We start from the raw sequence: 14525 nt of genomic DNA on the forward strand, positions 1-14525 counted from the left end.
TATTGAGATTAAGAAGCAACACCTAAAGGGGAAAAGAAAATATACGCTGCAATTACAATCAATACCAAAATAAAAGAAACAATATGTCTGTATTTCCAAGGTCTGATGTCTACTAATTTTTTGTCAATAGGTTGGTATGGTACTTTCATAGGATAGAATTTCCCAAAGAGCAACATAATTATAGTGCTGGTTACAAAGAGAATTGCCATGATATGCAAGAAATGTAAACCAGTATCAAATATTAATTGAGTAAGGGCATAACAGGTAATAAAAAATATCAAAGCTACTTTTGCTCCGATAGGAGGTACTTTTTTAGTTATAAATCCTACAAAAAGAATAGTGAAAATAGGTACACTAAAAAAACCTGCAACTTTCTGGATATAATCGAAAAAACCACCATCAACAAAAGCAATAAAAGGAGCGATAAACATAGCTGTCATTGCTAAAAATACTTGTAAATATTTACTTTTTTTTATTAAACTGACATCGGCAATCTCTTTGTTTTTATGCTTTAAATAAGGTTTGTATATATTAAGCATAAATAATGTACTTGAACTATTAAGTCCAGAATTAAAAGTGGTTAATGCTGCCCCAAAAATAATAGCTGCCATAAATCCGGTTAAATATTCTGGCATAACATCGCCAATTAATCTGGGATATATTTCTGCGGTATTTTCTATGTTAAAATAGATATGTAGAGCGATTAATCCAGGGATATTAAGCAAAATAGGGGAGATTACTTTTAGTACACTGGCTAAGGCAATACCTTTTTGACCTGCAGCGAGGTTTTTTGCTCCCAAGACACGTTGCATGATATATTGTTCGGTACCCCAATAATTAAGGTTTACTAATAGCATTCCTGTAAATAATGTGCTAAAAGGAACAGGAGAATCTGGTTTTCCTATGGCATTAAGATGTTCTGTGTTTTGTGTTAAAATCATATCAAGCCCTACAGAAAAACTACCATCTCCAATATATAGTAAACCAAAAAAAGGTACGAGTAACCCCCCAATTACTAATCCTATTCCATTAATGGCATCTGAGACTGCAATTGCCTTCAATCCCCCAAAAATTGCATAAATACTTCCTACAATCCCAATAGACCATACCAAAATCCATATGGTAGCCCAATTGCTTAAACCAAAAACCCCGGATAGATCAAACATACCATTAAAAGCAACTGCTCCTGCATATAATACAGGAGGCATCATATTTATAACATATCCTACAAGAAATATAATGGATATCCATTTTTTTATACTTGGGTCAAATCGATCTTCTAAAAAATCTGGAGTGGTTACAGACCCATTACGAAGATAAATAGGTAAAATGAATTCAGAAACAATAATAAGTGATAGGATAGAAGTCATTCCCCATGCCATTACTGCTACACTATCAATATATACCTGCTCATTTTCACCAATAAAATTATTGGCACTCATGTTAGTTAGAAAAAGAGACCCCCCAATTACAAACCATCCTAGACTCCTCCCTCCCAGAAAGTATCCATCTGAGGTATTGAGTGCTTCACCTTTTGTTTTTCGATAAGAAACATAAGCAACGAGTAGTGTAAAAAGTATAAAGGTAGTAACAGCGAGCATGAAGATGAACTTATAAATTAGTTAGAATGATCAAAAAGATAATATCTACTTAAAACAAAAATAGAGTAGAATAGCATAGACTATCAAATTTAACTAAAAAAACTATTAATGTGAAATATACATGGGGTGATTTTTATATGTATTTGACTTTTAGAGAATTGCTTTGGTCTATTTTTTTAACAATTTTCTGAACTCATCGGCCTTTCCTTGAAAAATATCGTAATCTACACTGCCTTTAATACCTTCTATTTTTTCACTATCCGTTCTTTGCCAAAAAGTCCATCCTTTATTTTTCCATGTTTCAGGAACCTTCGGAGATTTTTTAGTGTATTCTGCTACCCACAATTTATATTTGGCAAAATCAGGATGATTAAGATATGTATCTCCAAAAGAAGGGTCACAATATATAATAGGAATAATGCCTAATTTCTCTTCTACAATTGTTAACCATTTCAACGTGTTTTTTTGATACGTTTCTTTGGTTACCGAAGTTTTAATACCACCTTGCTCAAGATCTAAGACAGGAGGTAAGTCACCAGAAACTAGTTTATCTACAGCTGCTATGAAATTTTGAGCTTGCTGCTCTGGGTTAGTGCCAGTTTCATAAAAATGATATGCACCTCGATAGATACAGTTGTTAATTGCAGCAGCGTGATTTTTCTTAAATTTTGGATCTTTAAAGTGTGCGCCTTCAGAAGCTTTAATATACACAAAATTAACTCCATCTTCTTTAATGTCATCCCAATCTATATCATTTTGAAAATGAGAAATATCCATACCCAAAATAGATGGATTTTTTTCAAGCCTTTCATTTTCAGAGTTACAAGGGGTATTTTTATTGGTAGTCGTATAGGAAAAAAAGAATAGTATTAAGATACTGTTTATGATAGAGAGAGTTTTCATATATGTTAGGTTAAGAGTGGTTTGTATTAAAAGCTATAAGGCAGAGCATCTTTGGTTAAAGTCCATGGTAAGGCTTTAGTAAAGTTGTTATTTTTTTGTGGTTTTAAATTTATAAATTTTTTAAAAGAATGCCTATAAGTATCTCCACGTAATTGATACGCACTATAAAGTAATATCTACTCATCTTAATATCAGTATAAATTTTTATATTGGTTACTCAATAAGAACCGATACATTATGGATAGTATATCAACAATTGTTTTAGCATCATCATTGATTATTATAATGCTTGGAATGGGTTTATCTCTAGTGGTTGATGATTTTAAAAGAATTTTTACCTATCCTAAAGCTATTGCAGTAGGGCTAACGAATCAAATTATTCTTCTTCCTATCTTGGGGTTTGCTTTGGCATCTTTATTTCCTTTACAGCCAGAGGTTGCTATAGGAATTATGATTTTGGCAGCTTGTCCTGGCGGTCCTACATCAAATTTAATATCTCACTTAGCCAAAGGAGATATTGCATTATCAGTTACATTAACGGCAATAAGTAGTTTTGTTACTATTTTAACGATACCTTTTATTATAAATTTTGCATTACTACATTTTCTGGATGAAGGACAAATGATTAAACTGGATATTATTAATACTATCATTCAGATTTTGGTCATAACCATTATTCCGGTTAGTATTGGTATGATTATTAGAAAATACAATGAGGGGTTTGCTTTAAGGATGGCAAAACCTGTACGGATTGCTTCTGGCGTTGTATTAGCATTGGTTATTGTTGGAATTACTATTAAAGAAAAAGATAATTTCGTTTCTTATTTTGATCAAGCAGGTACTGTGGCATTATGTTTAAATGTTTTAACCATGGTAGTTGGGTATTATTCTGCCAGGCTATTTAAGATTAAAAATAAAAGTGCCATTTCAATTTCAATTGAATCGGGAATTCAAAACGGAACCCTGGCAATTACTATAGCCATAGTTTTATTAGAGAATACTTCATTTGCCATTGCCCCTGCAGTATATAGTTTGTTAATGTTCTTCACAGGAGGTATTGCTGTTTATTTTGGAATTAAAAAAAGTAAAAGACAAGATGTTAATGAGTGAGATTCCTAAAAAAAGTATAAAAAAAGCGTTCAAGAAATTGAACGCTTTTTTTAAATCTATATCTTATTGAATTGGAGTTATTTACTTTTTGATACCTGGTATTCCTTTAGGTTTTTTGGTTTGCCAATGAAAAATTTCTGCTTTTTGTTCTTTTGGCCAAACTTCATCCAGAGTGTCAGCATTGTATACCCTACCATTTTTAATTACATGAGTAAGTGTATTCGTATTTCGTATGTTTTCTAATGGATTCTTTGAAAGAATCAGGATGTCAGCTAGTTTTCCTTTTTCCAGACTTCCTAAATCGGTATCTAATCCTAAAGCTTCGGCACCGAGTGCCGTGGCTACCTTAAGAGCATCATGATTTTTCATTCCTCCACTCTGGACAGACCATAACTCCCAATGAAAACCTAGACCTTGGAGTTGTCCATGACTCCCTACACCAGCCAATCCACCAGCTTCGACCAGATCTTTCATGAATTCTGCGTGTTTTTTAAAAATATGTTCTTCGTCCATGAACCAACCGGGTCTTCTTCTAGACTTTTGCGCTAATTCTTCGTATGGAGTAAAATATTGTATTTTTTGATCTCCCCAAACATTTTCACGAGAGTAATAATAATTTTCTGCCCAAGGTCCACCATAGGATACTAATAATGTTGGTGTGACTGCCATTTTTGAATCTGCAATTGTTTTTACTACGTCTTTATAAATCGGATAAATGGGTAATGAGTGTTCATGGCCAGGATATCCATCTAATAATTGAGTCATATTTAACTTAAAGTCTAAACCTCCTTCGGTAGTTGGCATTAACTTTAATTCTTTGGCAGCCATCATAATCCATTGTCTTTGTTTGCGATTACCTACTAGGTACATTTTAATACTTTTGGTATTATAGTATTCACTGTATTGCTTTAGTACCTCCTTGGCATGGTCCAAACTTTCTATTTTATATTTCCAAAACCCAACACCAGGACCAGTGCTATATACTCGAGGGCCGTGAATCATCCCTGATTCTATCATGTCCGAATACGTGAGTACATCTGTTGTACCTGTCTGAGGGTCCCTTGTTGTAGTTACACCATAGGCTAGATTAGCAGAGTACATCCAGACTTGATTTTTATGTACACCCCAATATGGCCACATATGTGCATGGGTATCTATAAATCCTGGCATTAGTGTTTTGCCAGAAACATCAATGATTTTGGTATCCCCTGATACGGTTAAACTTCCAGACGTGCCAATAGCTTTAATTCTGTTGTTTTCTATAAGAATATCTCCGTTATCAATGACTTCATTTCCGTTCATAGTTATGATACGCCCTCCTTTTAAAAGTAAGGTGCCTTTTGGAATATCCTTCTCATAGTTTACTTTTATTTTAAATTCTTTTGCTTCAAATTTTGGGTCCTTCTTTTTGTCTTTATCTTCTTTTTTATCAATTTTTGTAGAATCTGATTTTTTTTCGGCTTTTTTAAGTTCTTCTTCCTTTTTTTTGGCAGCCACCAAGCTATCATTGAACTTTTTTCCTGCTTCAACATCATATCTAAAATGACTAGCCCCTAAAGACCAGTGTACTTTTTTACTGTCTGAGGACCAAACAGGAAATTCTCCTCCTATTATTGTTAGTTTCATCGCAGGGAATGCAGCACCATCTGCTTTTGCTAATGAAATTGAAGGTGTTTTCCCATATCGAGGAATAAGCACAGTATAGATGTCGTTATTAATTAGTGCCAGTGCAGTTTTTCCGTCAGGCGAAATTTGTATTTCTGATGGTTTAGAAGCTTTACTTTTATCACGCCATCCTTCTTCTGATGAAGGTAATGCATTTGCACTCATAGCATCGTGATGATCTTTCCCAAAAATATCCTGAGAGCCATATGTGGTGATTCCGGTTAATTTTAAATGTTCTTTTTCATCAGATCCGTCCCAACGAATAGAGATTAACCCTTTTTCATTATGATTTAAATATATGCGGTTATCTATTTTGGTAAAATGAGGATCTTGCCTTCCTTTGGTTTTATCAATAAAATTAATAACACCTCCATTACTATCTATCCATACTAAATCTTCCTGAGCCCGACTTGAAAATGGATTAAATGCATCATCATAAGTTTGTGCTGATCCCCTGTGAAATGCAATTCGGTTTGCAGAATATGACCAGGAAGGGTTGGTATAAATACCAGGCTCTCTTGTCAATTGAGTAGGTTGCGCACGACCATCAACATTAATTTTGAATAAATGACCTCCTCCTTTTTTCCAAGTAGTGAAAACAATGTGTTTCCCGTCTGGAGACCATGTAGGCTGTGCTTCTGTATAATTATTTGTGGTCAAACGTCTGGGAGTACCATTGGGTAAATTCATTACATACAATCTATTTAAAGCAGTAAATGCAAGTCTGGAACCATCTGGAGAAGGCTTAGCGTCACGTATTTGAGTAACTAAGGCACTTTTGTTATCTTTAATAGGATATTTGAAAGCTAACTGAGGTCCTAAGTCAAGTTTGACATCAACTTGAAAAGGAATTTCTTTGGCTGTATTATTAGCCAAAGAGATAGAGTATATTTTTCCGCCATATGAAGTAACGAGATTTTTATTGTCAGGAGTAAAAGACATTGCAGGTAACACTCCTAATGGAGCTATGGATTCTTGTTCATCACGTTGAACGGGGTATGCTAACCAGCGTTCTTCTCCTGTTTTTAAATTGCGTAATACCAATCCAGTTTCCTGCTCAAAACGTGTACCATATACTAACCAATTTCCATCATTAGATAAAGTGGGAGTAAAAGCAGAACCATATCTGGAGGTTACTACCGCCATATCACCATCTTCCATGTCGTAAGTTCCAATTTGATATTGTGGTAACTGGGCATTATAGTTCCAGGAACCTTTACGTCTAGAAAAATAAAGCAATTTTCCATCTGCGCTAAAGGCAGGATCAATAGCTTTTATATCTTTTGGTTTTTCAAACAATTGACTTCCGGAGCCACCTTCTTTATGGTAAATATGAAGTTTAATATTTCTTCGCCCTTTACCGCCTACAATATACTCTCCATCTGGAGTCCATTCTGCAGAAAAGAAATTATGCTTTTCTTCTTTAGTGATCTGTTTATCTTCTTTGGACGTAAGATCTAAAGTCCAAATATTATCAGAACCACTTTTGTCAGAGATGAAAACTAATGATTTACCATCAGGACTATATCTGGGATGCACGTCATAGGACATCCCACTAGTAACTTGGTTTGCTTTACCACCGGTAATGGGAATGGTGTAAATATCACCCATAAGATCAAATACGATAGTTTTTCCATCGGGACTCACATCTAAAGAAATCCATGTTCCCTTGTCTGTGGTAAATGATATGGTACGGGTAGGTTCTAAAGGAAGTTCTTTAGTAGCCTTTTTTATAGTATCCTTTTCTTTTTTTTTGTTTTGAGAAATGCCGATAAAAGTGCTTAAAAATAGAAATAGAGAAGTAACTCTAAGAAAGATGTGCGATTTCATTGATTGAGAATGTTGAATTTATTTGAATAAGTAAATATAGATAATAAACTAATGCGCTGTATTTCTGCTTTAACGTTGACTATCATAAAGTTTTGTTATATATAATATCATGTTTTGTATTTTTCTTTGAGCTAAAATTTTAAAAATATCTAATTTACTGTAACAGTCATTTATGAGATGTGTCTAAACCAAAAAAACAAAGACACTATGTGTAAAACAAGATTAATTCTAACAATGGTCATAGCAATTTCTATGACTATAATTACTAAAGCTCAAAACAAAAATGACATGGAACAAACAAATTTTACTGTAGAACAAAAAAATGTATTAAATGCAATCAAAAACATGACAGCTGCATTTCATAATAAAGATATAGAAGGTGTGATGTCTAGTTATGAATCAGAAGCTCTAATTGTTTTTGAGCCAGAACAGCCTGTTTCGGACCCCTCGGTTATTAGACAGATGTTTCAAGGGGCATTTACATTGAATCCCAAATTTGAATATGATGGACATGAAGTATTTATTAATGGAGATACTGCTATTCATTTTTCTCCGTGGGAGATGAAGGGAAGAACACCTGATGGGAAAGAAGTTGTACAAACTGGTTTATCTGTAGCGGTATTAAGAAAACAACCTAATGGAGATTGGTTAATGGTTTTTGATAATCCTCATGGACAGTTTCTAATGAATAAAAAATAAAGTTTTAATGATTATATTATAGCCTAAGTGATTCATCTTAGGCTATATCCCTTTATTGAAAAACAAATATTATGAATGATAACAAAAAGCATGATCAAGATTACTTCCTTATTGAAAAATCTATCAATGGAGATAAAATGGCTTTAGAAAAACTCATCAAGAAGCATCAGGATTGGATTTACAATGTTGCTTTGACTTTTATTGGAGATAGAGAAGAAGCTTTAGATATAATGCAGGAAGTTTTGATAAAAGTAATTACAAATCTTTCATCTTTTCAGAGAAAAAGTGCGTTTAGAACTTGGCTTTTTAGAATAACTAAGAATCATTTTCTTAATATGAAAAGAGGAAAACATGAGAGAAATACATTGACTTTTGAACAATTCGGACAAGGGATTGACAATTTATCTGATGAATCATTAAATAATTACTCTTATGCTACAGAAAATAAACTACTAATAAAAGAAGCAAAAATAAGCTGTATGAAAGGCATGCTTCTCTGTCTGGACCGTGAACAACGAATGATTTTTATTATTGGAGAGTTGTTTGAATTTTCAGATAGAGTTGGAAGTGAAATTATGGAAATATCTAAAGTGAATTTTAGAGTGAAGTTACATCGTGCAAAAGAACAATTATATAATTTTATGAATAATAAATGCGGATTGATCAATAAAAATAACCCTTGCCGATGTGCGAGAAAAACAGCAGGGTTTATAAAAATGGGATTTGTTGATCCGGTTAACCTGCATTTTCAGAAAAATACAATTAACAGTATCAACAAAATAGTCGAAAAAAAAGTCGAACGTTATAAAGATGAAGTTGTCTCTGAATATCAAAAAATATATCAAGAACACCCTTTTTTGAAAACACCAACAGATGTACTAAGTGTAAAAAAACTATTATCAACTAAAGCGGTTAGGCAAACTTTTAATTTTGAATAAATGTTAAATAAGTGTAACACCTTGATGAATTTATCATCTTTACATCTGTAGATGTAATAAAAAATATTTCTATGAGGTTATTAACAACGATTATTCTAAGTTTTGGTTTTGTATTTATTTCCTATTCACAAAAAGCTAATGTTAAAGAATGGATAGAAGATATTGATTTCTATCAAAAAACATTGCAGGAAAAACATATTGATATATATCATACAATAAGCAAAGAAGATTTTGATATCGAAATACAAAAAATCAAAGATCAAATTTCTGATTTGACACATTTTCAAGTAATTGTTGAACTTATGAAATTGACTCGAAGAATTGGAAATGGTCAAAGTGATGGGCATACGGCTATGCCACTTTGGGATACTAAACGACATAAATACCCTCTAGAATTATTTGACTTTGGAAATGAATTAAGAGTGCTAAAGACAAGCAAAAAATATCAACATTTATTGGGAAAGAAACTCATACGCATAAATAAAACTGATATAGAAGAGGTTGTAAAGAAAACTTCTGCAATAGCTCCATTTGTAGAAAACAAACAATCCTTAATGCAGAGAACCTGTAGTTATATTATGGTTTCAGAAATTCTTCATGCATTTAACGTCACAAAAGATCTTAAAAAAGCATCATTTGTGTTTGCTGATGATATTGATAAACTTGAAACAATAGATATAGAAGTTATTCCTAGTGAAAAGATGACAGAAGCACTTACAGAGGTAATATCTTTTAAGAATCCTAAGGTGAATCGACCTACTTCTGCCAAAATGGAAAATCTTTGGTTTACTCTTTTGGAAGATAAAAAAACAGTGTATATAAAATTCAGAAGATATCCACCTTATGATGAAATGCAGGCATTTTCAGAAAATATATTGGACTTTATAAATAGTAGTTCTGCTGAAAATTTAATTATTGATGTAAGAGAGAATTATGGCGGAAATACTTTTCTTGGGTTAAAACTTGCAGAGTATTTAATCATAGCAGAACCTATTAATTGGACATCTGGTGTTTATACTTTGACTGATCGATTTACATATTCTGCAGCAATGGCCAATGCAGTGCAGTTTAGACAAATTCTGAATGCCAAAATTGTAGGAGAACCTACTGGTGGTAACCCATATAGCTATCAGGATTTGGGTCAATTTAAACTTCCTAATTCTAATTTGATAGTTACATATTCAAAGCATCTATTTCGTTTTCAGGAAAAAAATACTGCTGGAGTACAACCAGATGTGTTATTCACTCCTAAATGGAACAACTATAAAAATGGAGTAGATGAGGTTATGGATTGGGTACTTAAGGATATAAATAAAAGAAACACAACCAACAAAAAGTAACAATTAGGAATTTATAATATTTTAAAATAAAGAATACTATGGAATTTGTAAAAAAATAGTCTTGTTGTTTTAGTATGTGAAAAAGCAGCCTAAAAATAATTTCAGACCGTTTTTATATAAGCCATTTGCTTTATTCTTTAAATGAAGATATTAAAGCAGATTTTATACAGCAGTTTGAGGTTTTTTTCTATAATGTATCATCTTTAGGTATTTAAAAAAACGCGAATTAGGTCGATCTACTACGATTACAAACAATGGAATTAATGCATGAGGTAGCCTGATAATCACTTCCCATGTCCATTGACTAAAAGTATTCCCTAGAAAATCAACATGAAAATGTCCGGTCAAACGAGCTATAGCGGTTAACCCTCCCCATATAAAAGCATACAACAATGAAGGATAGGATAATCTTGGGATGAAAATAGTAATAGCAATTAGAAAGTCAATAATACCAGCAATTTTAAGCATTGCATGAGCACTGGGTTCACTAATAGGTAATGTATTAATTGTCATATCAACAAAACTCCCTGGTCTGGGGTAATATCCTATGGCATACAATCCATGACAACTAAATGTAAGTGCTATTGCAATAAGTGCGATCATACGTATTTTTTTAACCTCTATAGAAGTAAACACTGCCATATAAAGTAATACCGGACTCAAAAATTGAATTGTATATTCAAACAATTGACCAACATGAAAAAATTTCTCTTTACAATACAATACAGCCAAAATAAAAAGACCTATACTACCTCCTAATAAAAAAAGTTTACCAACTTTTTTCATGCCTGGTTTTATTAGTAGGGTAACGACAGCACATAGGAGGTAAAAGACTCCTATGATCTTTATGGATAAAGAAATAGAACTTGCCACCGAAAGACTGGTAACATACTCATTCCATGATACTCCAAAAACACTTTCGACAAAGCCTTTTAAGATGGCTTCATCCCACAAAAATGTTCGATAAGGAGGATCCCATACCATATGTTGATATGCTCTTCCTAAGAAAATTAAGAAAGTAGATGCTTTTAAAATCGTAATTATTTTTTGTTGTAGGTTAGATGATTGCGTCATTGGTTTGTGTGCTGGTTAATAAAATTAAATATAAAAAAAATCTGAATATTTTTGCTGGATTTGATATTAACTAATCTTAATTTTAGAAGTGTATCATAGTTAATCTCAAACAAGATTTTTTTAGTTCTTAAATACTATGTTTTAATGTTTAGGAGTTGTAGAAGTGTGTCAATGCGAAGAGGCTATAATTTAGGATGGTTAGTTTGCTCAAAGATATTTACTTATTATGATCTGATATCCTAAATTAATCAATAGACTAGTTGATAAATATCAATTGTTAAATTGATTGTTTTAAAGGGTAATATCAAAGAAAAGTTAATTGTTTAAGTTAATTTATCATAATAATTCCTTAATTTTAAGAGAACATTAAAATTTATTTAAATATAGTACGTTAACGTACAGACATGTTTTAATTGCTTTACCCCATGATCAATATCCTTTTCCCCCATAAGCGATATTCTTTTGTTAATGAATCTTTTTTACAAAATTTTCCAGACGAAGTGATGGCTAAGTTTGAAGAAAGTAAAACTGTTCTTAATCTTAAAAAGGGTCAGGTTTTATTCCACGAGGCCTCAATTCCTACAGGAGTATATATTCTAAAAACAGGTAAAGTAAAAAAATATGCTACAGGATTAAATGGAAAAGAACATATTTTTCATTTGGTTAAAGAAAATGGAATTTTAGGTCATCATAATTTGTTATGTGAAGAGATGTATTCTCATTCTGCAGGTTGTTTGACAGATTGTTCCTTCTTTTTGATTCCTAAAAACATTTTTCTTTCTATCATAAAGGATAATCGTCATATGATGGATTGTTTATTAAAAAATATTAGCCATGAGTTTGGAGTATTTGTAAATAATTCTAAAATTATGGCTCAGTATAATGTTAGAGAAAGAACAGCATTGTCCATTATAAAGTTGGAAGAATTCTTTGATGATAATAATAGTTTTAAATTATCTAGAAGAGATCATAGTAATATTGTAGGAACATCGATCGAATCTTTAGTTAGAGTTTTACATGACTTAAAAGAAGAAGAAGCGATTGAAATTAAGGAAAGTACAATAACGGTTAAAAACATGAAAAAATTAATTGCAATAATTAATGTTATATAAACACAATAAGAGTGTAATAAAAGTTACTCAAAATATTCTTCAAAAAAAGGAAGCGATTTGGATAATTTTCTTTCAAACCTTTTGATTCGTCTTTATCAATGTTTAACTCCTGACCAAGAATTTTGTTTTTTTATCCTTTCTTCTTTTTTGGCTCATTTTTGTATGACTTAAATTCCTGATATTGTTTCCAATTGTGCTCTGTGATTTGTAGATGAAGTTACATAATTGTTCTTCTGATCTTGATCTATAATTCTAGCTTTTATTGTATCATCCAATTGAAACTGAATCATTTTTCTTATTCTTGAATATACATCTTTATCGAGTATTGGTGTTATGACTTCGATTCTGTGATCCAAATTGCGAGTCATCCAATCGGCAGAACCCATATACATTTTCTCATTCCCGTCATTTGCAAATATGTATACTCTTCCATGTTCCAGAAAACGATCTACAATACTGGTAATATATATATGTTCACTTTGCCCTTCAATCCCAGAAACCAGACAGCAAATTCCTCGTACAATAAGTCTTATCCTAACTCCAGCGTTATTAGCTTCATACAATAAGTCTATCATTTTATGATCCTGAAGACTGTTTAGCTTTAATATGATATAAGCTTCTTTCCCTTCCTTTGCATTTTTTATTTCGGTTTCTATTAATTTTTCAAATGTACTTCTTGTTGTAAAAGGAGAAACTAGTAGTTTTTTTGTCTTAGGAATGATGACTTTCCCTTCCAATAATTGAAATACCTGATTTAATTCTAAGGTTAAACTTGGATTTGCAGTCATTAACCCAAAATCGGTATATATTTTGGCAGTTTTTTCATTAAAATTACCTGTGCTAATATAGCCATAAGTTTTTTGAACCTCATTTTCTAAGCGTTCTATCAATAGTATTTTTGAATGGACTTTAATTCCCGGATAGCTATACATTACTTTTGCTCCGTGATCTTCTAAAACTTGTCCCCAACGTATGTTATTTTCTTCATCAAACCGCGCTTTTGTTTCTATAAAAACAAAAACATCTTTTCCATTTTTTGCTGCAGTAAGTAAAGCATCAGCGAGTCCGGATTGTTTGGCAATTCTGTATAAAGTCACCTTGATTTTAGTAACATTTTCATCGAGAGAAGCTTGTTGTGCTAAACGTAGAACATCATCAAAAGATTCATAAGGATAATAAAATACCCTATCTTTTTTTGTGATAGCATCAAATATATTTGGAATTTTTTGAAGCTCATGATTCTGTACCGGAATTAATTCATTTTCTGAAAGATTTTTTTGAGTAGGGTTAGGAAAACCAAAAAAATCTTTGAAATTATGATATCTTCCTCCATATAGAATATCAGTTTCATTAACATCCAAAACATCCTTGATGAGATTTAATAGTTCTATAGGCATGGTATCATCTATTAAAAGTCTAGTGACTTGCCCCGTATCTCTGTTGCCAAGGGAATCTTTAATTTTAGTTAATAAATTTCCAGAGTATTCGTTGTCAATATATAACTCTGCGTCGCGAGAGATTTTTATTAAATGAAAAGCAGAAATTTCTTTTTGGATATAAAATTTGGCAAGACTATACTTTAAAATATCATCCACAAAAGCGATGTAATGAGTATTATTCTGATTTGGAAACGTAACAAATCTTGAAGTGTCTGAAGGAATTTTGACAATGATTAGTTCTTTATTCTCTAATAACGCAGTTAAATACAGTTGTTCGTTTTCAATAAAAACCTTTTTATCTTCTCGTTCTGTATTGATATTCAGAGTAAGTTTATTCTTAAGATTCTCTTGATAATAGTGCTCAGCAAATTCTTTCTGGGATGATGTGAAATCTTCGTAGCGTATTAATTCAATTCCTTCTTTTTTGAGTTCAGGAAGAATATGATTGGTAAATAGGTTTCCAAATTCTTCTTGCTGAATGTGAACCTGTTTTTTGATTTGCTTTAAAAGTTTATTGGGTTTTGTAATTAGTTTTTTACGTAATGATTTATCGAGTTTTTTTATTTTTCTAATATCTGAAACTCGTACTTTAAAGAATTCATCCAGGTTTGAAGAAAAAATAGCAAGGAATTTAATACGTTCATATAAAGGATTATTCTTGTCTTCTGCTTCTTGTAATACCCTATGATTAAAACGCAACCAGGAAAGATCCCTATTGTAGTATTTCTTTGATATTAATGACATTTTTTATATTTAAAATTTTAAACCGACCCTACACTTGAAAAAAAGAAGTAATTGAATTCTATTTTCGAAA

10 protein-coding genes are annotated in these 14525 nt (G+C 31.9%); 5 read left to right on the forward strand and 5 right to left on the reverse strand.

Translation table 11 applies throughout. From position 1 onward, the window contains the following. Positions 1 to 8 precede the first annotated feature (8 nt). Both PQF96_RS25910 and PQF96_RS25915 read right to left on the reverse strand, forming a co-directional pair. Positions 9 to 1601: a solute:sodium symporter family transporter gene (locus PQF96_RS25910; protein ID WP_109433857.1), complete on the reverse strand. Its 1593-nt coding sequence runs from the start codon at positions 1599 to 1601 to the stop codon at positions 9 to 11. A gap of 168 nt (positions 1602 to 1769) precedes the next feature. Further along, complete coding sequence (locus tag PQF96_RS25915; RefSeq protein WP_271769745.1) at positions 1770 to 2504, reverse strand: glycoside hydrolase family 25 protein; 735 nt, start codon at positions 2502 to 2504, stop codon at positions 1770 to 1772. 237 nt (positions 2505 to 2741) lie between these two features. On the opposite strand from PQF96_RS25915, the gene PQF96_RS25920 reads away from it, so the two are divergent. Then, positions 2742 to 3614 carry a bile acid:sodium symporter family protein gene (locus PQF96_RS25920; protein ID WP_143917522.1) on the forward strand — a complete coding sequence of 291 codons (873 nt, stop codon included), beginning with the start codon at positions 2742 to 2744 and terminating at the stop codon, positions 3612 to 3614. Between the two features lie 81 nt (positions 3615 to 3695). Here PQF96_RS25920 and PQF96_RS25925 read toward each other — a convergent pair whose 3' ends face one another. Then, entirely contained in the window at positions 3696 to 7109 is a 3414-nt protein-coding gene (locus PQF96_RS25925) for an amidohydrolase family protein (RefSeq protein ID WP_271769747.1), read from the reverse strand. A gap of 207 nt (positions 7110 to 7316) precedes the next feature. Here PQF96_RS25925 and PQF96_RS25930 point away from each other — a divergent pair, with 207 nt between their 5' ends. The 3 genes from PQF96_RS25930 (at position 7317) to PQF96_RS25940 (ending at position 10086) form a co-directional block, all read left to right on the forward strand. Beyond that, on the forward strand, positions 7317 to 7808 hold the full coding sequence (locus PQF96_RS25930; RefSeq protein WP_160113993.1) for a YybH family protein: 492 nt from the start codon (positions 7317 to 7319) through the stop codon (positions 7806 to 7808). A 71-nt stretch (positions 7809 to 7879) separates the two neighbouring features. After that, positions 7880 to 8746: an RNA polymerase sigma factor gene (locus PQF96_RS25935; RefSeq protein ID WP_271769749.1), complete on the forward strand. Its 867-nt coding sequence runs from the start codon at positions 7880 to 7882 to the stop codon at positions 8744 to 8746. Positions 8747 to 8817: 71 nt separating this feature from the next. Next, positions 8818 to 10086 (forward strand): S41 family peptidase, encoded by a 1269-nt coding sequence (locus tag PQF96_RS25940; RefSeq protein ID WP_271769752.1) that lies wholly within the window; start codon positions 8818 to 8820, stop codon positions 10084 to 10086. A 162-nt stretch (positions 10087 to 10248) separates the two neighbouring features. On the opposite strand, the gene PQF96_RS25945 is transcribed toward PQF96_RS25940, so the two are convergent. Further along, positions 10249 to 11160, reverse strand: coding sequence for a hypothetical protein (locus PQF96_RS25945; RefSeq protein ID WP_271769754.1), 912 nt, complete (start codon positions 11158 to 11160; stop codon positions 10249 to 10251). A 425-nt stretch (positions 11161 to 11585) separates the two neighbouring features. Here PQF96_RS25945 and PQF96_RS25950 point away from each other — a divergent pair, with 425 nt between their 5' ends. Next, positions 11586 to 12272 (forward strand): Crp/Fnr family transcriptional regulator, encoded by a 687-nt coding sequence (locus tag PQF96_RS25950; RefSeq protein WP_271769755.1) that lies wholly within the window; start codon positions 11586 to 11588, stop codon positions 12270 to 12272. A gap of 167 nt (positions 12273 to 12439) precedes the next feature. On the opposite strand, the gene ppk1 is transcribed toward PQF96_RS25950, so the two are convergent. Further along, positions 12440 to 14455 (reverse strand): polyphosphate kinase 1, encoded by a 2016-nt coding sequence (gene ppk1, locus PQF96_RS25955; protein ID WP_271769758.1) that lies wholly within the window; start codon positions 14453 to 14455, stop codon positions 12440 to 12442. Positions 14456 to 14525: the final 70 nt, after the last annotated feature.

Origin of the sequence: Aquimarina algiphila (genome assembly GCF_947494415.1) — a bacterium.
GTDB classification, from domain to species: Bacteria; Bacteroidota; Bacteroidia; order Flavobacteriales; family Flavobacteriaceae; genus Aquimarina; species Aquimarina algiphila.

What these genes read in the sequence shown, in the direction of transcription:
- PQF96_RS25910 (WP_109433857.1), bottom strand. Translation starts at nt 1,601, where the DNA reads ATGCTCGCTGTTACTACCTTTATACTTTTTACACTACTCGTTGCTTAT.
- PQF96_RS25915 (WP_271769745.1), bottom strand. Translation starts at nt 2,504, where the DNA reads ATGAAAACTCTCTCTATCATAAACAGTATCTTAATACTATTCTTTTTT.
- PQF96_RS25920 (WP_143917522.1), top strand. Translation starts at nt 2,742, where the DNA reads ATGGATAGTATATCAACAATTGTTTTAGCATCATCATTGATTATTATA.
- PQF96_RS25925 (WP_271769747.1), bottom strand. Translation starts at nt 7,109, where the DNA reads ATGAAATCGCACATCTTTCTTAGAGTTACTTCTCTATTTCTATTTTTA.
- PQF96_RS25930 (WP_160113993.1), top strand. Translation starts at nt 7,317, where the DNA reads ATGTGTAAAACAAGATTAATTCTAACAATGGTCATAGCAATTTCTATG.
- PQF96_RS25935 (WP_271769749.1), top strand. Translation starts at nt 7,880, where the DNA reads ATGAATGATAACAAAAAGCATGATCAAGATTACTTCCTTATTGAAAAA.
- PQF96_RS25940 (WP_271769752.1), top strand. Translation starts at nt 8,818, where the DNA reads ATGAGGTTATTAACAACGATTATTCTAAGTTTTGGTTTTGTATTTATT.
- PQF96_RS25945 (WP_271769754.1), bottom strand. Translation starts at nt 11,160, where the DNA reads ATGACGCAATCATCTAACCTACAACAAAAAATAATTACGATTTTAAAA.
- PQF96_RS25950 (WP_271769755.1), top strand. Translation starts at nt 11,586, where the DNA reads ATGATCAATATCCTTTTCCCCCATAAGCGATATTCTTTTGTTAATGAA.
- ppk1 (WP_271769758.1), bottom strand. Translation starts at nt 14,455, where the DNA reads ATGTCATTAATATCAAAGAAATACTACAATAGGGATCTTTCCTGGTTG.